Origin of the sequence: Enterococcus sp. DIV0187, from assembly GCF_051713785.1 — a bacterium.
Taxonomy (GTDB): Bacteria; Bacillota; Bacilli; order Lactobacillales; family Enterococcaceae; genus Enterococcus_A; species Enterococcus_A avium.
Map to the genome: position 1 here is coordinate 909,843 of NZ_JBIOQO010000001.1, position 19,476 is coordinate 929,318.

At 38.5% G+C, this 19,476-nt stretch carries 17 protein-coding genes and 1 pseudogene; 3 read left to right on the plus strand and 15 right to left on the minus strand.

The genetic code is table 11. The features are described 5' to 3' along the window. Positions 1-214 precede the first annotated feature (214 nt). Complete coding sequence (locus IGI52_RS04465; RefSeq protein WP_016180103.1) at positions 215-595, plus strand: PH domain-containing protein; 381 nt, start codon at positions 215-217, stop codon at positions 593-595. A gap of 172 nt (positions 596-767) precedes the next feature. Here IGI52_RS04465 and IGI52_RS04470 read toward each other — a convergent pair whose 3' ends face one another. Beyond that, positions 768-1,256: a TIR domain-containing protein gene (locus tag IGI52_RS04470; protein WP_438780586.1), complete on the minus strand. Its 489-nt coding sequence runs from the start codon at positions 1,254-1,256 to the stop codon at positions 768-770. A gap of 278 nt (positions 1,257-1,534) precedes the next feature. On the opposite strand from IGI52_RS04470, the pseudogene IGI52_RS04475 reads away from it, so the two are divergent. Both IGI52_RS04475 and IGI52_RS04480 read left to right on the plus strand, forming a co-directional pair. Beyond that, positions 1,535-2,062, plus strand: a pseudogene (locus IGI52_RS04475) (GNAT family N-acetyltransferase); the annotation flags it as partial. Positions 2,063-2,206: 144 nt separating this feature from the next. Further along, positions 2,207-3,481, plus strand: a complete 1,275-nt coding sequence (locus IGI52_RS04480) for an ISL3-like element IS1476 family transposase (RefSeq protein WP_016252589.1) — start codon at positions 2,207-2,209, stop codon at positions 3,479-3,481. A gap of 117 nt (positions 3,482-3,598) precedes the next feature. Here the strand turns inward: IGI52_RS04480 and pepT are convergent, their stop codons facing one another. The 14 genes from pepT to IGI52_RS04550 form a co-directional block, all read right to left on the minus strand. Continuing rightward, a complete protein-coding gene (pepT, locus tag IGI52_RS04485; RefSeq protein WP_049219900.1) occupies positions 3,599-4,828 on the minus strand; it encodes a peptidase T in 1,230 nt (409 codons plus the stop codon). A 23-nt stretch (positions 4,829-4,851) separates the two neighbouring features. After that, the gene (locus IGI52_RS04490) at positions 4,852-5,973 is read right to left on the minus strand and encodes a Nif3-like dinuclear metal center hexameric protein (RefSeq protein ID WP_438780587.1); all 1,122 of its coding nucleotides are present in this window, start codon (positions 5,971-5,973) and stop codon (positions 4,852-4,854) included. Beyond that, positions 5,954-6,667, minus strand: coding sequence for a tRNA (adenine(22)-N(1))-methyltransferase (locus tag IGI52_RS04495; RefSeq protein WP_438780588.1), 714 nt, complete (start codon positions 6,665-6,667; stop codon positions 5,954-5,956). Before IGI52_RS04495 ends, IGI52_RS04490 begins: the two co-directional genes overlap by 20 nt. 118 nt (positions 6,668-6,785) lie before the next feature. Then, a complete protein-coding gene (dnaI, locus tag IGI52_RS04500; protein WP_016179138.1) occupies positions 6,786-7,712 on the minus strand; it encodes a primosomal protein DnaI in 927 nt (308 codons plus the stop codon). Continuing rightward, on the minus strand, positions 7,712-9,025 hold the full coding sequence (locus IGI52_RS04505; RefSeq protein ID WP_438780589.1) for a DnaD domain protein: 1,314 nt from the start codon (positions 9,023-9,025) through the stop codon (positions 7,712-7,714). Before IGI52_RS04505 ends, dnaI begins: the two co-directional genes overlap by 1 nt. A gap of 11 nt (positions 9,026-9,036) precedes the next feature. After that, positions 9,037-9,510 (minus strand): transcriptional regulator NrdR, encoded by a 474-nt coding sequence (gene nrdR, locus IGI52_RS04510; RefSeq protein ID WP_016179140.1) that lies wholly within the window; start codon positions 9,508-9,510, stop codon positions 9,037-9,039. A 183-nt stretch (positions 9,511-9,693) separates the two neighbouring features. Then, positions 9,694-10,293: a dephospho-CoA kinase gene (gene coaE / locus IGI52_RS04515; RefSeq protein ID WP_438780590.1), complete on the minus strand. Its 600-nt coding sequence runs from the start codon at positions 10,291-10,293 to the stop codon at positions 9,694-9,696. A 3-nt stretch (positions 10,294-10,296) separates the two neighbouring features. Next, positions 10,297-11,130: a DNA-formamidopyrimidine glycosylase gene (gene mutM / locus IGI52_RS04520; RefSeq protein WP_438780591.1), complete on the minus strand. Its 834-nt coding sequence runs from the start codon at positions 11,128-11,130 to the stop codon at positions 10,297-10,299. A gap of 48 nt (positions 11,131-11,178) precedes the next feature. Next, positions 11,179-13,818 (minus strand): DNA polymerase I, encoded by a 2,640-nt coding sequence (polA, locus tag IGI52_RS04525; protein ID WP_438780592.1) that lies wholly within the window; start codon positions 13,816-13,818, stop codon positions 11,179-11,181. 178 nt (positions 13,819-13,996) lie between these two features. After that, positions 13,997-14,680: a Bax inhibitor-1/YccA family protein gene (locus IGI52_RS04530; protein WP_438780593.1), complete on the minus strand. Its 684-nt coding sequence runs from the start codon at positions 14,678-14,680 to the stop codon at positions 13,997-13,999. After that, positions 14,673-15,152 carry a MaoC family dehydratase gene (locus tag IGI52_RS04535; RefSeq protein ID WP_438780594.1) on the minus strand — a complete coding sequence of 160 codons (480 nt, stop codon included), beginning with the start codon at positions 15,150-15,152 and terminating at the stop codon, positions 14,673-14,675. The genes IGI52_RS04530 and IGI52_RS04535 overlap by 8 nt, the downstream gene beginning before the upstream one ends. 165 nt (positions 15,153-15,317) lie before the next feature. Beyond that, the gene (gene murC / locus IGI52_RS04540; protein ID WP_102871170.1) at positions 15,318-16,652 is read right to left on the minus strand and encodes a UDP-N-acetylmuramate--L-alanine ligase; all 1,335 of its coding nucleotides are present in this window, start codon (positions 16,650-16,652) and stop codon (positions 15,318-15,320) included. Positions 16,653-16,754: 102 nt separating this feature from the next. Next, a complete protein-coding gene (locus IGI52_RS04545; RefSeq protein ID WP_438780595.1) occupies positions 16,755-17,204 on the minus strand; it encodes a SprT family protein in 450 nt (149 codons plus the stop codon). Next, positions 17,197-19,377, minus strand: a complete 2,181-nt coding sequence (locus IGI52_RS04550; protein WP_438780596.1) for a Tex family protein — start codon at positions 19,375-19,377, stop codon at positions 17,197-17,199. The genes IGI52_RS04545 and IGI52_RS04550 overlap by 8 nt, the downstream gene beginning before the upstream one ends. Positions 19,378-19,476: the final 99 nt, after the last annotated feature.

Below are 19,476 nucleotides of genomic sequence, written 5' to 3' on the forward strand. Positions count from 1 at the left end.
ATGAGAACACCTCCTGAATCCATTTTAGAACTGAGTTCTTTTCCCTACCGAGTATAACGAAACAATATATGTTTAGCAAGGAAATTTAAGTCAAAAAAGAACAAAAACTATTTTTGTGAAGGAATGATTATTCGATTGTACGCTTTCGATGGTCTTTCTGTTAAAAATCAGCTAGAATGAACTTATTCAATCAGAGAAAGAAGGGAATCTATCTATGAGTATTTTTGATGGTTTAATGGGAAATGCTAGTCAACACGACAATAAAGCAGTAGAAAAAAAGCTAGAGGATGTTTTAATATCAGGAGAAACGGTTTCTTTGGCTTTTAAGCTAGTTCGGGATTTGATTGTCTTTACAGATTTCCGTTTGATTTTAGTGGATAAACAAGGTGTGACCGGAAAAAAAGCTGAGTACAAATCTATTCCTTATCGTTCGATTTCACGCTTTTCAGTCGAAACTAGCGGGCATTTTGACCTGGATGCCGAATTAAAAATTTGGATATCCAGTGCTGAGTTACCTGCTGAAACGATTCAATTTAGAAAAGACAAAAATATTGTGGCGATCCAAAAGGCATTGGCTTTAGCATTGTCAAAATAAATGAAAAGGACAAGAACTGAACTTTCTGTTCAATATCTTGTCCTTGTTTTCTCTCCAAGCGTCGCAGCTTTATTTTTCCCCTTTAAATTTTCCATTCGCTTTCATAATCTCCTTTTTAAAAGTCATCAGCGAGTGCCATTTCAAAATCTAGAAAACTGTATCCAAGTGCTCCTTATCTTTCTTTTACCTTATCGACCTCATTAATCCATTTCTCAAGGTTGTTAAAGCCGTCGTTTTTGATGTAGTCATATTCTTTGTCAATGATTTCATCAAACCAAAGCAATTCTCCATTACTTTTTTTACCAACGATCTTAACTACTGATTGACTGATGGAAGTTTGCTGACTCAAATTTTTAATTTTGCCGATCTTCAAAGCAATAATCGCATTTCCCCGTTCGTAACTTTTTTTGATTGCATATTGAACATAGTTTGAATCTAATGTTTCACTTCCAATCAAAACGACCGTCACAGATGTTCCAGCTATTTGCTTGTCGATCCAGCGTTCAATAGTCTCGTCACCATCCCGTTTCATTCGCTCAAACTCTGAATTGTTAATAAATCCTGATTCTTCGTTTTCCTTCAAAGCCCAGTTGTTTTTAACCACCAGCGCCCTAGATAGATCATTTTCGTAGTAAAAACTAAAGAAAACCCTTTTTGCCATAAATTTTACCTCCCTAACTTTTCATTGCTCAAAAATCCTATCAGATGTTCATCCTCACAGAACAAATTATTCTTTGTGACAACCACTGACAAACCTACAAGCTGATTTCTCATTTCATTATATAATAGAGATTCGTCTCTATGTCTCCATTTTTTTTATAATAGAAGTTTTTATGGAAAACAGACGTTTGAGTAACATTCATAATTAGCTAAAATCAAGCTAGCTTTTACTATCCCTACATGATACGATTTTATTGAGAAAAAACTGGAGGTCTTGTTATGTTGGATAAGTCTGTACCTTTTATTCCATTTACCATGTTTCGCCCGTCAAATGCCCCATCATTACCTAAAATCCAATTACCTGACGGCTATCGGATCGTCTTTCATCGGCCTGGCGATGAAAAAGATTGGTGTCGGATTGAAACGGCTGTGTTAGAGTTCGAAACCGAAAAAGCCGCCGCTGAATATTTTCAACGCTCCTTTGCACCTTATCCAGAAGAATTAGAAAAGCGGATGCTCTTTATAGAGAATCCTCAGGGAGTGAAAGTAGCTACTTTTACAGCTTGGTGGACTGAAGATCACTCACCGAGACTTCACTGGTTAGGTGTAGTGCCAGAAGAACAGCGAAAAGGCTTGGCTAAGGCGTTAACGATTCGTGTCACTCAGCTTCTTCATGACTATTATCCAGGACAGGATCTCTACTTGAATACTCAAACCTGGAGTCATCATGCAGTTAAACTATACAAAAAATTGAACTATGAAATATTTCAAAATCAAAACTACCAGAAAATATTGGATATCTTGAAAAAAGGGTTCTATAATATTTTGTGTTGGTGGAAAATCGAAGGCGATTTTCTACTAACACTTTTTTCTTCGTTTCAACTCAAAAAGAGACTCACTTTTGGTAAAATTTAGTCGACCAAAACGTCACCCTACCAAAGGAGTCTCTCAATGGATAATCATACTAGAAAATTACTCGGATTAACAGATAAACATTTATTTTTTGATGAAGAATGGCTAATTGAAAAAGAATATAAAGGCGTTCAAGCGCAGTTTATTAAAGGGAGATTGGATGACTCACCTTCCCATTGTGAACACTGTGGATCGATTCGTATTATCCGCAACGGTTCCTATACGACACGCACTCAGATGTTGAAAGTCAAAGAAAAGTTAACTATTTTAGAATTAAAACGTACCCGTTTTCTCTGCCATGATTGTGGACGGACCTTTTCTGCGAAAACGGACTTAGTTGATGAACATCATCAACTAACAAAGGAACTGAAGCAGGCGATTCTCATGGAACTGTACGAAAATCAATCACGTAAACTAATCGCTAAGAAGTACTTCGTCTCGGATGGGACGGTGACACGGATCTTGCGTGAAGCAACGAAGCATTACCAGCCACGTATGAACTTCCTTCCAACGGTGTTGTGTATGGATGAGTTCAAATCAATGAAGTCTGTTTCTGGTTCCATGAGTTTTATTTGTGTTGATGGGACAACCAATCAGCTATTTACGATCCTTGAAGATCGCAGACTTTACAAACTAACTCAATACTTCCTGCGCTTTCCTAGAAAAGCCCGTTTAAAGGTCAAGTACCTAGTGATGGACATGAATGCCAGCTATTGTCAGCTGCTTAAAACGGTCTTTCCAAATGCGGAGATCGTAACTGACCGCTTTCATATTGTCCAACACATCAATCGCAGCTTCAATCAATTACGTGTCCAGATCATGAATCGTTTTCGAACCTCACACTCTGAAAATCAGAAGAAGTACCGTCGGCTCAAGCGATATTGGAAACTCTTACTCAAAGATTCCACGACATTGGAGCCACTCAAACGGCATTATCATCGACTGTTTAAACGACCAATTAGTCAAACAGAAATCGTCGATGAACTGTTAAGCTACAACGAAGAATTGCGAACAGCGTATCATTTTTGTCAATTATTACGCTATTATTTCGTTAAACGAGATACGGAAGGCTTTCAAGAAACCCTTAAAACAATTTCATCTACGTTACCTCAGTCGTTTAAAAAGAAATTCACGATCTTCCATCGCTACCAATCGGGCATTTCAAATGCCTTTAAAGTGTCCCACTCAAACGGTGTCACGGAGGGGCTGAATAACAAGATCAAGCTGATTAAACGAATTGCGTTTGGTTATCGCAACTTTTATAACTTTCGGGCACGGATCTATTTACAACAAGGTCTGATCTTTGAAAACTAAAAAATATGCGGCGCACAGAACGCGCCGCATATCGGACTAAGTTTTATTCAAATTTGTCTTCACCAACACGATTTGACGAAGAGCCCAAGTTTTCTCAAAGCTTTTTCAGAAAAATTATTATTTAGCATTATTTTCAATAATCTTTACGATTACGTCAACTGCTTTTTCCATCGTCTGTAATGAGACAAATTCAAAGCGACCATGCATATTTTCAGCACCAGCAAAAATATTTGGCGTAGGAATACCCATAAATGAGATTTTAGAACCGTCTGTCCCGCCACGGATTGGTTCAATGATTGGTTTCACATCAACCTCTTCCATCGCACCCTTAGCAAGATCAATGACACTCATGTCTTTTTCAATGATTTCACCCATGTTGTAGTATTGATCATACATGTTGATTTCCACACGTTCTTGATCAAATTGGCTATTCATTTTTGCTTGAAGATCTGTAATCATTTGTTTACGTTCTTCAAATTTATCACGGTCATGATCACGAATAATATAGGTCATTTTCGCTTCTTCCACATTTCCATCTAAAGCTAATAAATGGAAGAAACCTTCACGTCCATCTGTTTTTTCTGGTCGATCGCCTTCTGGTAGTTGGTTATGGAAATCAATTGCCATTTGTAACGCATTGATCATTGTATTTTTAGCTGTCCCTGGGTGAACATTCTTCCCGTGCATCGTGATTTCTGCTTGAGCAGCGCTAAATGTTTCATATTGTAATTCGCCAATTGGACCACCATCCATAGTATAGGCGAAATCTGTGTTAAATTGTTTCACATCAAATTTATCCGCACCGATACCGATTTCTTCATCGGGACCAAAGCCGACACGTACTTCACCATGTTTGATTTCGGGGTGATTAATCAAATACTCCATCGCTGTCATAATTTCAGCAATCCCAGATTTATCATCAGAACCCAGTAGTGTTGATCCATCAGTAGTGATTAATGTTTGTCCGACGTAGTTTTTCAAATTCGGAAAATCTTTTACATTTAATGTATATTTTCCGTCAGCATCTAACTTAATAGTAGATTCACCATCATAATTTTCAACGATTTGAGGGTTGACTCCTTCTGCGTTGAAATCTGCTGTATCCATGTGAGAGATAAAACCGATAGTCCGCGCTTCTTTGTCAAGGTTGCTTGGCAAAGTGGCGATCACATAGCCGTTATTTTCGTTGTAGGTAATCTCCTGCATACCGATCTCTTCTAATTCCTTCATCAGCTCTTTAGCAAAGGCTACCTGTGTTTGAGTTGAGGGTGTTGTGGTGCTTGTCGCATCAGAACGAGTTTCTGTCTTTACATACTTTAAAAAACGCGGTAATAAATTTTCGTACATCTTACTCTCTCCTTTAATACTATTTATTCAAATGAAAAAGGATTTGTGGAAGTCTCAGATACAAAAAATTCAACCTTCCAGTCCTCTTCATTTTTCCATTGTTTAAATAAGTCTACCAGTTTTTCTTTACATAGCGACTCAATATAGTGTCCTGGATCAATTACCAACATTCCTGTTTCTTGCATGTCATGAGCGGTATGATAGTAAACATCTCCAGTAATATAAACATCCGCCTTTGCTGCTACGGCCTCACGATAAAATTTTTCTCCGCTGCCGCCGCAAATTGCTACACGTTTAATTGTTTCCTTTGTCTTATGAGGATAAACCACACGTAAGCCTTCCAAATCAAACGTATTTTTCACTTTTTCAATGAAGTCTTCTGTCGGCATCGCTTCCTTTAATTCGCCAACTCGACCAATTCCATACTTTTCTGCCAAATTATCAATTTGATAAATATCATAAGCAGGTTCTTCATATGGATGAGCAGCAAGCATCGCTTGAACTACATCCGTTTGTCGTGTCTCAGGAAACAGCACTTCGATTTTACTTTCTTGGACCTGTTCAGCAACATTCGCCGCGCCGATTGTCGGATTTGCTTCTGCATTTGGCGTAAAACGCCCTGTTCCATTAATGGTAAATGAAGTCGCTTGATAATTTCCCTGTTCTCCTGCACCAGCTTCAGCCAATGCTTGGCGCATTTTTTTTGCGTCCTCGTGAGGAACGTAAACTGCCAGTTTTTTCATGGATACCGTATGGGTGTGAATCAAATAATCCGTATCAAAAACAGCTAATGCTTCACAAAACCAATCATTCAATCCATTTTCAATGATATCCATATTCGTGTGCGCCGCAAAAACCGCGATATCATGTTTGATCAAATCCGCATACATCTTTGTTTGAATATCGTCAGTCGTTAAACGAGAAACAGGACGAAAAATCGGTGGATGCTTCACAATTAACAGATCAATTTTTTTCTCAATCGCTTCCTCGACAACTGCTGGTCGAACATCTAAACTCATCATGATTCGATTGACTTCTTTATTTAAAGTACCAATATGAAGGCCGACAGGATCGCCTTCTTCAGCCAACCATTCGGGACAATATTGATTAAAACGCTGGATAAATTCACTTCCCTGCATCTTCAAGTACCTCCTTGATCCATTCAATCTCCAGTGTAACCTCGCGGATTTTTTCGGTAACATCCTGATCACTTTGGTGTAAACTAGTTAAGATTTTTTCCATCTTGCTTAATTTGTGCTGCCATTTTTTGATAAAAACAGGAGCTTTTTCTTTCAGTAAAACTGGTCCAAAGAATAGTTCTTTGGCAGTATAATCCGGCTGCACTAAAACTTTATCAGCAACAATCAGCTCATAAACTTTCTGATTTTCTTCAATGATGGCTTCATCTGTGATCGTATAGCCTTCAGCTACTAGCCATTGACGTAATTGACGCTCTCCAACATTTGGTTGTAGAATCAAGCGCTCTTTACCGGATAGGCGCGCTTTTTCTTTCCCACGTTGTAAAATATCGCGGATCAAGACACCGCCCATTCCGCAAATAGTGATGGCTGAAATCTGATCATTCAATTCAACTGCTTCAAGTCCATCCGCTAACCGAACATCAATTTTGTTCTCTAAACCATTTTTTGCTACTTGCCTTTTAGCTGACTCATACGGGCCTACTACGACCTCTCCCGCAATACCATAAGATATCTTGTTTTGCAGCATTAAAGCGACGGGCAGATACGCGTGATCTGAACCTATATCCGCCAAACGTGCATCTTGCGGCACAAATTCTGCCGCTTTTTGTAAACGAATCGATAAATCTTTCGCGTTCATTTTTTCACATCCTAAAAGTAATTATAACACTCCTTAAAAAAAGCGCCCCCTAAAAAGAGCTAAATGATAGCGCTTTTTAATAGGGCGTTTGCCTTTTTCTAAGGATATTTTTGTTTTTTTAACCGTTTCGGCGATTTTCACCGATTACCCAGATTTCTCTACTTAAATAACGAACACGCTCCATAATCCGCTTTGCTTTCAAAGGTTCTTCATCGCCTCTTTGTGTAACGGATAAATGTTGCTCCAATTGATCCATATTGAAATTAGAGGAGAAAAAGGTCGGTAATTGCTCCTGCATTCGATGCTGCAAGATCACTCCTAGCACTTCATCGCGAATCCAAGCGCTCATGGAGTCTGCACCGATATCATCAATCATTAAGATTGGTGCCCGTTTTACTTCATCTAGTTTTGGACCTACTTTGTCATTGGAGATCGCTTGTTTCATTTCTCCAGCAAATGTTGGAAAATGTAAAAGTGTGGTTTCGAAACCCTTAACTGCTAGTTCATGGGCAACAGCTCCTAACAAGTAGGTTTTCCCTACACCAAAATCCCCCACTAAAAACAAGGCTTTATGAAACATTTTTGGTGCTGCCTCATATTGATTAATGAAATCCAGAGAAGCCTCCAATGCTTCACTACGCCCAGATGTAACCTCAAAGGTGCGAATAGACGCCTTGCGAATATCTTTGGGCATATCTAGCGAATTCACGCGATTACGGATTTCCTCTTCACGCTTCATGCGCAACAGCTCATCTGTCGGTACATAGGTCACATCAATAAAGTGAAAGTTTAAACTCAATTGCGGTTCATAACCCGGTGCAATCATAGTTGGATCAGAAGCTAAATATTTTTTCTTTTCTTGAACAAACTCATATAATTTCGCAAAGGATTTTTCGATATCCTCTTGTGTCAGCTTTTCTTTGTGCTCTTCGATAAACTGACGAACATCTGGATCGGCCAAAACTTCTTCCATCATTTGGCGGTAACGACCATCGACCCCACGGCTTTTAATGATGCGATTCAACTCTTTTCCTACATCTTCCATTAATCGTCACCTTCTTTACTTAAATATTCCGCTAATTTACGGTTCAATTCTGCTTCTTTTTCCGGTGTTAATTTGGTCTCTTTAGGTGGCTGTTTGATGTGCTCTGGCAACGCTTCTTTACGACCCGCTCCGCGTTTTTGATAAGCTGGACGACTGGTCTGAGGTTTGCGAACCAGTTTTTGATTGTTCTCACGTACATGGGCGATTGCCGCTTCAGGACTGATAATTTTTTTCTGTGCCCAATCATTTGCGATAGCATTCAAATAGTTCGCATTGATTACCGCTTGGTTTTGAATGACCAAAATATAATTGATGATTATATTGATAACGCTTTTCGGTAACAAATTACGACTAATCAATTCTTCTAGCAATCGAACTTCCGTATTTGTCTCAAATCCGCCTTTTTCGCGTTTAATCGCTCGTAAAAATGTTACTGGCGCAATTTTTTTGCTTTGAGCAATGACCTCTAATTCCTGCGGAGAAAAACTTCCGTTATTGGCAGAGCTATCGATCATCGTTTCTTTAGGCTCAGCAGATACGTTGGGACGTTTTTCCTTGTTGATCAGCTGACGTAAATAGCTAAAATTCAACCCGTTTTTTTCACCAGCACTTGCCTTCGCTACATACTCTGCTAAATCCAATTCATTCAAGCCATACAAAGTTTGAAAGGTTTGCAGCTTTTCACGATCATCATAACTCAAAAACAAATTAAAGCGTTTAAGCTGTTGCGTAAACAATGACCAATCAAAATCTGTTTGGGTAGAAAAAGCCTCTTGTGTTTGTTCTAAACTTTCACTTTGGCTGGCAAAAGCTTTATCATCGAAACGATAAACTTCACGAAAACGTTTGGTAATATTCCTGACTTCACCTTTTTCAAAGGTTTTCGGCTTGAAGCGCTCAACTAAACGTTCATAACGTCGTTTTCCTACCTTGTCCATCAGTAAATAAGCCATCAAAGGATCTTGAAAAAATTTCTCTGGAATCAATGGAGGGTGAAGCTGATAGAGCAAACTCATGCCAATTTCATCGTCTGTTTTTTGAAATGTTTCTAACAAACCAATGCCTTCTAATTGTTCTCGCGCTTTCACCAGATTCATCAGTCCAGTATCCACTGCAGCTAATAAATCCGTATGCATGAGGCTGGCACTCTTACCCTCTATGCTAACATCGCTAACAAAAGTTAAATATAAGCTTAATGCGTTACTGCCGATAATCGGCTGATATAAATAAAGCAACGCATCCTGTTTGCTTTGATCAAGTTGTGGCTCACCGTAGACCGTGTAAAAGGTGCTGGGTTTTAGTTCTTCTGCCACTAAAAAGCCTCCTACTCATCATCTGTTGACTTTGCTTTGTCAACGATTTCCTGCAATTCCTTCAAGAATACAGACATGTCTTTAAACTGTCGATAAACACTCGCAAAACGAATATAGGCGATCTCGTCTACTTCCATTAAATCCTCCATGACAAATTCGCCGATTTGACTCGTAGGAATTTCATTTTCTCCCATACTGCGAACACGATTTTCTACATGATCCACGATCTGTTCCATCTGTTCCATAGCTACTGGACGTTTTTCTGCAGAGCGAATTAACCCGCGTAAAATTTTATCACGACTGAACTCTTCGCGATCCCCATTTCGTTTAACAACTAATAAAGGAGCTGCCTCAATACGCTCAAAGGTTGTAAAACGAAACCCGCAGCTCTCGCATTCTCTTCGACGGCGGATCGCTCGCCCGTCATCTGTTTGTCGACTATCAATTACTCGTGAATTATTATGATTACATCTTGGACAACGCATAATTTCACCCGCACTTTCTTATTAATTAGAATGACTCACTTTGTATGAATATCTTTTTGTTATATAGAATAATTTCTCAAAAACAAAAACAGGTTTGAAAGAAAACTTTTTTGTTTATATAACATGAGTTTACCATAACCAGCCCACTAAAAAAAGCGTCGTAAAGCTACGACGCTGAATTCTTTAAGAAACAAATTTTTTTCTTTCTAACCATTTAAGAACCTGTTGACGCGTTGTTTCTTGTGAATTGCAATTATCAAATACGAGATCCGCTCTTTTTTTCTTTTCCTCTAACGGAAGCTGGCTATTAATGCGTTTTAAAGCTTCTTCTTCAGAAAGATTATTTCTTGCCATCAGGCGTTCCAATTGAATTTCTGGTGTAACATAAACTGTTGCCACTTCATCCATCATTGATTCGTAATGTCCTTCGAATAAGAGTGGGATATCAACAATCACCAAGTGACTTCCTTTTTTTGCCTCTAGTGTTTGTTTTTTTATTTCATCGCGAATAAATGGATCAAGTGTTTTGTTTAACAGGTGTCTTTTTTGCTCATTTTGAAAGATTAAAGTTCCCAATTTTTTGCGGTCCAAACTACCATCGTTTTGCAAAATTGTTTTACCAAAAACTTTCTCTAAAGCCCTCAGTCCTTCGGTACCCGGCTCTACCACTTCCCGAGCAACAATGTCTCCATCAACAACTGGAAATCCTTCTGCCTTAAAAAAATCTACAACCGTTGATTTTCCACTGGCGATACCACCAGTAACACCTAATACAAAGCTCAAATTCTACACCTTCTTTAGTTTTTGGCAATGAGGACAAAGGTGTGTCCCTCTTTGCGCTACTTTGATTTTGATAATTAGTGTGCCACAACGCGAACACGGCTCACCAGTTTGTCCGTAGACGTGCAATTCTTGTTGGAAATGTCCTGCCTCTCCAAGCGCATTTAAATAGGTTCGAATGGTCGTTCCGCCTGCCTCTTTCGCTTTTCCGATCACCTCGATAATCGCTTCACGCAACTGGCGAGCACTTTGAGAACTCAACGTATTCGCCGGTTGTTCAGGATGAATCTTCGCTAACCAGAGGACTTCATCAACATAGATGTTTCCTAAGCCTGCCACGATTTTTTGATTTAGTAATAGAGGCTTGATCATGGTTGAAGCCTTTTTCAATTTAACTTTAAAATCAGCTAAGTTAAAATCCGCATCTGTCGGCTCAGGGCCTAACTGCGTCAAACCTTTATACTCTTTCGCCGTTCCTTTTTTCAATAGAGCCATTCGACCAAATTTACGTACGTCATGATAAATCAACTCAGAACCATCAGTAAAAATGAAACGAACATGGCTGTGTTTGTCTAACGCAGTCGGCTGATCAAAAAATTCATACTTCCCTTCCATCCGTAAATGTGAAACCATCTCGTAATGCGTAAATTCAAAGATCAAGTACTTTCCACGTCGATCCACTGTTTCTATTGTTTCACCGATCAATTGCTGTTGAAAAATATCGATCTCGGGAAATTCAATAATGCGCGGCCAATAGACATCAACTTTCGCAATCGTTTTATTCTTAACCAAAGAGACCAAACCTTTTCTGACAGTCTCTACTTCTGGCAATTCTGGCATTTTACTTCACTCCTAAATCAAAAAGCTGGAATTTCTCCCAGCTTCTTCTTATTTTGCTTCGTACCACGTTTTGCCCCAATTACTGTCGGTTAACAATGGGACATCTAACTGAACAGTATTCTCCATCACTTCTTTGACTAATTTGTCTAATTGCTCCAATTCACTTTCTGGAACTTCGAAAACAAGCTCATCGTGTACTTGCAACAGCATTGTCGCTTGTAGTTTTTCTTCCTTCAAACGTTTTGCCATCTCAATCATTGCAAGTTTTAAGATATCTGCTGCACTTCCTTGAATTGGCGTATTTATGGCTGTTCGCTCTGCAAATGAACGAAGATTGAAGTTTCGCGCATTAATATCTGGTAAATAGCGTCGTCGATTATAAAGTGTGGCAGCATAGCCCTTATCTTTAGCCTCGCGTACGCTTTCTTCCATATAACGCTTTACGTCTGGATAATTTTCAAAATACGTATCGATATATTCTTGTGCGGCCTTACGCGTAATTCCCAGATTTTGTGATAACCCATAATCTGAAATACCATACACAATTCCGAAGTTTACTGCTTTGGCATTTCGACGCATATTCGGCGTCACTTCATCTTCAGTAACATTGAAGACACGCATCGCGGTACTAGTGTGAATATCCATACCATCACGAAACGCCTGCTTCAAATGCTCATCCCCAGAAATATGTGCTAAAACACGCAATTCAATTTGAGAATAGTCAGAAGAATAGATTACCCAGTCTTCATCACGAGGAACAAAAGCCTGACGAATCTTTCGTCCTTCTTCTAATCTAATTGGAATATTTTGCAAGTTTGGATCAACCGAACTTAATCGGCCGGTTTGGGTCAATGTCTGAATATAGCGTGTATGAATCTTATTATCCCCTTGAATCACTTTTAATAATCCTTCAACATAGGTTGATTGGATTTTTGCAATTTGACGATAATTTAAAATATGTTCAACGATTGGGGTCTGTTCACGTAGCTGTTCTAAAACATCGACTGCTGTCGAATAACCTGTTTTTGTTTTCTTAATAACTGGCAAATTCATTTTTTCAAACAAGATCACGCCCAATTGTTTTGGTGAATTGATATTGAACTCTTCACCAGCTTCTTGATAAATTTTTTCTTCGATTTCTTGCAAACGTTTCGAGAATTCTCCCCGCATAGCCTGTAACGTTTGTGCATTAACCGTAATTCCGGCAATTTCCATTTCTGCTAAAATACGAGAAAGGGGCAGTTCCATTTGGTAAAACAGCTTATCTTGTTTCTTCTCTTCCAATTCTTTCTCTAGCTTATCATTTAGGAAATGAATTGCCTTAATTTTGCGGGCTAAGTGACCAAAGAAAATTTCATCATCTTCAGGCAACCCTTTTTTGGCTCCTTTTCCATAAATCTGGTCATCCGTTTGAATTTCTGTATAACCATAATATTGTGCCACACCCGCGATATCGTTACTGTTATCATTCGTATCTAATAAATACGCAGCTAATAAAACATCAAAGTTGATTCCCTCGGTTTTTGTAATATAGCGATTCAATGCCACATAAGTACGCTTAGCGTCATAAACCTTCTTACCATTTGCTGTTTCAAGCCATTTCTTAAATGCCTCATTTTCAAACAAAGCCAACTCATTTGTTACATAAATTCTATCTCCAGTGCCCCAAGCGACACCCACGATATCTGATAAATGATAATTGTCCTCTAGCATTTCAACATATAAGGCGGCATCGGCATCAAACATCTTTTCGTTAAACTCCGTGACAACTTCGAATTTGATGTCCTCTAACTCAACCTCCTCTTCCTCCACGTTCAATTTATTTAAAAAGCCTTTGAAATCCATCTCCTTAAAGAAAGGAATAAGCTTATCCAAATCTTTTCCGTTATAAACTAATTCATCAATGGAAATTTCAACTGGTGCATCTAACTTGATCGTAGCTAACTCCTTAGATAAAAATGCTTGATCCTTATCATTAATCAAATTTTCTTTCATTTTACTTTTCTTTAGTTCATCAATATTTTCGTAAACACCTTCAACACTGCCAAACTGCTTCAATAATTTGATTGCCGTTTTTTCTCCGATTTTTGTTACGCCTGGGTAATTATCCGAGGTATCTCCGGCAAGTCCCTTCATGTCGATGATTTGATTTGGCGTTAACCCGTCATATTTTTCGGCAACATGTTCCGGAGTGTAAGTTTCGATTTCACTAACACCTTTAACTGTAATATCCACTTTAATCTTATCTGTCGCTAATTGCGTTAAATCGCGGTCTCCAGATAAAACAACGACATCATAGCCTTCATCCGCTGCTTGATGGGCCAAAGTTCCAATAATGTCATCCGCTTCGTAATTGTCCAACTCATAATGTTTCACACCGAGACCAACTAATAATTCACGTAAGTAAGGCATTTGCTCGCGAAATTCACCAGGAGTCTTTGAACGACCACCCTTATATTCAGAATACATAGCTGTCCGAAATGTCGTGTTGCCGGCATCAAAAGCAACTAATACATGGGTAGGTTTTTCACGCTCCATCACGTTTTCAAACATATTGTTGAATGCATAGATCGCATTCGTATGTAGGCCATTTTTATTTTTAAAGCGCTCCAACGAATTATGCAAGGCAAAAAAAGCACGGAACGCTACACTGTTTCCGTCAACTAATAATAATTTCTTTTCACTCATCTCTTCGACTCCTATTTCCTATTCAGGGATTTTTTTAGAAATGTTCTATAAAAATTAATGAACGAGACTTTCAATCCTTCACGATTCATTTTAACAAAGTATTCGTTGAAAAGAAAAGAATGAAGCTAATTTGTTTTCAATATTCACTAGTCCAAAAAAAAGAGACGATTGCTCGCCTCTATTTACTACTTCCAAAAATTCGTAAGAATGAAATAAACAGATTAATGAAATCTAGATACAACTGCAAGGCCATAAAGACCGCAACGCCATTTCCAACTTCACCATTTGTTCCAAGATAGATTTTACGAATCATTTGATTATCATAAGCTGTAATCCCGGACATTATTACCACCATTAAAATAGAAATAAAGAAATCTACAGCACCGCTGTGTAAAACAAAAACATTTAACAGCATCGCAATGATAATCCCCAACAAGCAACTCAAAGCTGCTCGACCAATTCCTGATAAATCACGTTTAGTAAAAGAACCAACGAGTGACATTACTAGAAACGTCGCCGAGGCTGTAACAAATGCTTGTGTCACAGTCCCTAAATCATACATTGCTAAAGTGACAGCCAGTGTTAACCCATTCAACGCAGAGTATACAATAAATCCACCAATTGCTAATGTAGGATTTTTTTGTGCTTTAACTCCAAGAAAGACAACCAGTGCAATTTCAGCGATCCAGATTCCCCAAAAGCCCAGTGGGAAATTCTGAATAAAACTACCCATTTGATACGCCCACGGCCCTAAAGTCATATAGGAAATCACCGCACTGATTCCAATGCCCAATGCCAAGAATGCATAGATTTTTCCATAGAACCGATTTAAACCATAAACGCGTGCTTCTTGATTATTCATTTGTCTCATCTCCTAATTGTGCTTGTGGTGGTTTCACCATTACCACAGCATCTAAAATGCGTTTTTCTTCATTGTCCGTCGCTTCTACTGCTTCAACGGAAATAGTAACGACATCTTTCATTTTGTCTACTTTGATTACTTCAAACTCAAAGGTTAATGTTTCATAGTGAAAAACTGGATCAATAAAATTAATTGAAAAGTTCACTACGTGAGAACCCGGTCCTGGTAGATGTTTTGAAATCGCACTCGTAATGATTCCCATCAACATAATCGATGGTACAAGCGGCTGTTCATACTCAGTATCTTTTACATAGTCATGTTGGATGTACAAAGGATTTGCATCATTTGTCAATCCTAAATATAAAAGAATCTGATTATCTTCAATCGATTCCGTTAACGATAACGAGTCACCTTCCTCAATTTCGTCAATCGTTTTGCCTATTTTCCGAGCCTTCATATTATACAAATTCATTCCCTCCGTCATTTGTTCTATTCATTATTTTATCAGAAAGCAAGCAAAACACAAGTTTGTACATATTCAAGTATAAAGTTTTATGTAATAAATAAACCCGTGAATTTCGCCAGATTTGTTAAAAGAAGGGTTCTGACAAAAAACTGTCTGAACCCTTCTTTTATATTATAATACGTTGCGTGTTGTATTACTTAGTAAGTCTTCGTATGCACGTTCAAACTTTTGAACATCTCCAGCGCCCATAAAAATTACAACGGCATTTTCATGATCCAATAAAGGCGACATGTTTTCTTCTTTGATTACTTGTCCGCCCTTTTGAATCTTTTCACCTAAATCTTCTATTTTTACATCCCCTGCTGTTTCACGAGCAGATGAAAAAATATCGCATAGATAAACGCGATCGGCTTTGTCCAATGCTTCAGCAAACTCGTCCATCAAAGCAATTGTCCGAGTAAACGTATGTGGTTGGAAAACAGCAACCAATTCTTTTTCCGGATATTTTTGACGAGCAGCATCAATCGTTGCTTTGATCTCAGCTGGATGGTGCGCATAATCATCAACGATAATCATATCAGCAACCTTTTTCTCAGTAAAACGACGTTTAACGCCAGAAAAAGTCAGCATTTCTTCTTTAACTTTGTCCATATCTAAATCTTCAAAATAGGCAACCGCAATAACAGACAAGGCATTAAGAATATTGTGCTTACCAAATGATGGAACTGAAAAACGACCAATAAATTTTTCTTTATGGTAAACATCAAAGGCCGATCCATTTGTTGTCCGAACAATATTGCGTGCCTGAATATCATCGTTTTCAGATAATCCATAATAATAAATCGGTACATCTGCTTTTAGTTTACGTAAATATTCGTCGTCCCCATAAGCAAAAATTCCTTTTTTAACTTGAGAAGCCAAGGTTTGAAAGGCTTCAAAAACATCCTCGATACTCTTGAAATAATCTGGATGATCAAAGTCAATATTGGTCATGATTGAATAATCAGGCGCGTATGCTAAGAAATGACGTTGATATTCGCATGCTTCAAAGGCGAAGAAAGTCGCATCTGGAACACCATGTCCAGTACCATCACCAATTAAGTAACTCGTTGGCGCTAATCCGTTTAAGACATGCGCCAGCAAACCAGTCGTGCTTGTTTTACCATGCGAACCTGTTACTGCAATACTAGTATAGGGTTGAATAAATTCTCCGATAAAATCATGGTACCGAACAATTTCTAATCCTAATTCTTTCGCCCGAGCGATTTCTTCATGGGTATCTGGAAAGGCATTTCCTTGAATGATCTTCATGCCTTCCTTAATATTGTCTTTACTAAATGGCAAGATCGTAATGCCGGCTTTTTCTAGATCACGTTGCGTGAAAAAATATTTTTCAACGTCAGAGCCTTGTACATGGTAGCCCTTTTCATGCAGGACCAAAGCCAATGAACTCATGCCTGATCCTTTGATTCCAACAAAATGATAAAGTATCTCTTTATTATTCATTTAATCCTCTTCCTTATATGTACAAAATTGTTTGCGGTTCACATTATCATATAAATCCGTAAAAATAGCAATCTTTTATTCTTCAGATTACCTTGCCACTTCCTATGATTCAATTGTCTTCAAAAATTCTAGCTGTCCATGACAACTTCCACAAACGTATCGTTTTGTATCAATTTTTCGACGGCGCTTAATTTCTTGATGGCATTTTTGACACTGATATACTTGAAATGTGACTGCCACAAGTTTTGGAGCAAATCGTGATCCGCCAGTTTTTTCCAACAGCTGTTTAAACTCCAGGTCCTTGTGCTGATAACCTCTTCCTGCCAGATGAAGATGATAATGACAAAGCTCGTGCTTAATTACTTTGATTAGTTCCACTTCACCATATTTTTCAAAAAGAATCGGGTTAAAATCTAAATCATGGCTTTTCAAATGATAGCGTCCACCTGTTGTTTTAAGTCGCCGATTAAAGCGGGCATTATGACGGAAGGGTTGTCGAAAAGAATCATGAGAGATCTTTTCGACGAGAGCCTGTAATTCCTGATTAGACATTTTTATCACTTTGAACCATTGTCAAACTGATACGTCCTTTTTTGATATCGACCGCTTCGACCCAAACAGTCACCACGTCACCAACCGAAACTACGTCAGTTGGATGTTTTACATACTTTTTACTCAATTTAGAAATGTGGACCAATCCGTCCTGTTTCACTCCAATATCAACAAAGGCTCCGAAATCAATCACATTTCGAACAGTTCCTTGAAGCTCCATTCCCGCTTTTAAATCTTCCATCGTCAATACGTCTTGACGTAATAAAGGAGCGGGCATTTCATCACGCATATCTCGCCCTGGTTGGAGCAAGGCTTGCAAGATATCCTTAATCGTTTCCTTACCAATTTCAAGCTTTTGCTGCAATTGACTTAACTGTAATGCTTTGATTTTTTCTGTGGCTTCCACAGAACCTAATAATTTTAGGTCAACCTCAGCAAGATCCAAAATCTCTTTTGCACTATTGTAGCTTTCTGGGTGAATGGCAGTTGTATCTAACACATTCTTTGCTCCAGGAATTCGCAAAAAACCGATAGCTTGTTCGTAAGCTTTTGGTCCTAAGCGAGGAACTTTTTTCAATTGCGGACGCGAGGTAAATGCACCGTTTTCTTCACGATAATTAACAATATTTTGCGCTGTTGTTTTGTTTAAACCAGAAGCATACTGCAGTAACTGTGGACTAGCTGTATTGACGTTTACGCCTACTTGGTTAACCGCGGTCTCTACTACAAAATCTAAACGCTCAGAAAGACGTTTTTGAGAAACATCATGCTGATATTGACCAACACCAACAGCTTTTGGATCGATTTTTACTAATTCTGACAGCGGATCTTGCAATCGACGCGCGATGCTGACTGCACTTCGTTCTTCAACCTGCAGCTCAGGAAATTCTGTCCGGGCAATGTCACTGGCTGAGTAAACGGAAGCTCCCGCTTCATTAACGATCACATAAAAGACTTCTTGTTGAACTTGTTTTAGTTGTTCAGCTACGAATAATTCAGATTCACGACTTGCAGTACCATTGCCGATCGCAACCATCTCAACGTTATACTTTTTAATTAACGCTTGAAATGCAGGTCCAGCAGCTTGTCGTTTTGCCTGAGGAGCCGGCTTGTGAGGATAAATCACTTCAATCGCTAAAACTTTTCCGGTTTCATCTACCACAGCTAGTTTACAGCCAGTTCGATACGCTGGGTCAAATCCCAGCACGACTTTTCCTTTTAAAGGTGGTTGCAATAGTAAATTGCGTAAATTTTCACCGAAAATATTGATCGCTTGTTCATCTGCCTCTTCCGTCAATTCATTTCGAATCTCCCGTTCAATCGCAGGTCCGATGAATCGTTTATAGCTATCTTTGTAAGCTTCACGAACAAACTCCGCAGTGACAGCTCGAGTATTCTGCACTAATTGACGTTCAAGATAATCATAAATTTTTTCTTCTTCGACCACGATTGAAACTTTTAAAATCTCTTCTTTTTCACCACGATTGGAGGCTAACACACGATGAGAAACCATTTTGTTGATCGGTTCAGCAAAATCATAATACATTTCATAGACACCTTTTTCATCTTTATCGGCATCCTTGACCTTGCTCTGATACACACCTTTATTTTTCGTATACGAACGAATCCACGTGCGAAAATCAGGATTATCGCTAATTTGTTCGGCTACAATCTCATGTGCTCCTTGCAAAGCTTCCTCAGCATTGGCGATGTTTTCATTTATAAACTCGCCAGCTTTAGCATAGACATCACCAGATTGCGGAAAGCTCATCAAATAATTGGCTAAAGGCTCTAACCCGTTTTCTTTAGCGATTGTTGCTTTTGTTCGGCGTTTTTGCTTATATGGACGATATAAATCTTCAACCTTTTGAACTTTAACTGCTTGTTGAATTTTCTTAGCTAACTCGTCTGTTAATTTTCCTTGCTCGTCAATTAGTCGTAAAACTTCTTGTTTACGCTTTTCTAAGTTTTCCAAATAATTGTAACGTTCTTCGATTTCACGAATCTGTACCTCATCTAAACTGCCTGTCATTTCTTTACGATAACGAGCAATGAAAGGTACCGTATTTCCGTCTGTAAGTAATGTCAAAACGACATTGATCTGCTGCGGACGATAATCCGTTAATTCTTTATTCAGTAGTTGAATGATTTCCTGGTTTAAATTCTCTGCCATTTCAATTCCTCATTTCATCCAAAATCTTATCTATTTTATCATATTTCAAGAAAGATTGCTTATTGATCTCAAGCAAAAAATGGACGTCCCCATATGCGT